The 785-nt window shown below is 41.0% G+C and carries 1 protein-coding gene; it reads right to left on the bottom strand.

Features of this window, described 5'->3' with window-relative positions; translation table 11 throughout:
- Positions 1 to 22 precede the first annotated feature (22 nt).
- Positions 23 to 722, bottom strand: a protein-coding gene (locus AB4484_RS22510) for an IS1 family transposase (RefSeq protein ID WP_372080497.1) whose coding sequence is annotated in 2 segments (ribosomal slippage) — positions 23 to 463 and positions 465 to 722 — 699 coding nt in all. Because the reading frame shifts where the segments join, the coding sequence is not laid out codon by codon here.
- Between the last annotated feature and the right edge of the window lie 63 nt (positions 723 to 785).

The raw sequence follows: 785 nt of genomic DNA, 5'->3' as shown, positions 1-785 counted from the left end.
GGTCATGACTCCAACCTGTTGATTAATGGTAGTACTCTCGTTCAATAAAGGTTCCGATAACCTTATCGTGCATCTCTTCCGACTTCGAAAATCCAATCGTTTTTCGAACTAAACGTTTGAGGCGAGATCTTAGTGTGAGGTTGGTTCTTTCTATCCTTTGTGTGTATCGTTTACCAATGATGTGCTTCTCTATCGGTAGGTTGGCACTGTACACACCATAATCGTCAGTGCAGTAAAATGGGATAGTGAATTTTGATAATAAGCGTTGCAGCTCCTTAAAGGCATCGGTATTCCTTTTCCCAAAAGCGTGAGCAATCACACGTTTATATCGAGGTTCCCATGCGTACCAAAGCCAACGTTGATTTTTCTTCTTACCAACAAACGACCATTGCTCGTCCACTTCGCATATCAGCTCAATATTGGCAAGGTCAAAAGGTATCGTTGTGACTTGTTGAGGTGTGAGATTTTTTTAAAGTGCGTAGTACAGTGTTATATCCCACCTTTAATACACGAGCTGTTTCTCTAACACCAGAGCTATTCATAGCCATATCAACGATTTGTTCTTTAACATCTGGTTTGTAGGCTTCATAAGCATAGTCAAGTTGAAATGAACGTTTGCAATCAAGGCAACGAAATCGCTGAAAGCCAGCAGCCCCGATACCATGTTTCCGAACAGACTCAGTTTGATTACAAAAACGGCAGCTTACTTGGATGATAGCCATTAAAATGCCTCTAAAAAGTTAAGGAAGATTCTATCATATAATCAACGGGTTGGAGTCACCACC

This window comes from Vibrio sp. 10N.261.46.A3 (assembly GCF_041472995.1).
In the GTDB taxonomy this organism is placed as follows: Bacteria; Pseudomonadota; Gammaproteobacteria; order Enterobacterales; family Vibrionaceae; genus Vibrio; species Vibrio coralliirubri.
Note: the sequence above shows the minus strand (reverse complement) of the source record. Positions and strands in the feature narration are given on the sequence as shown.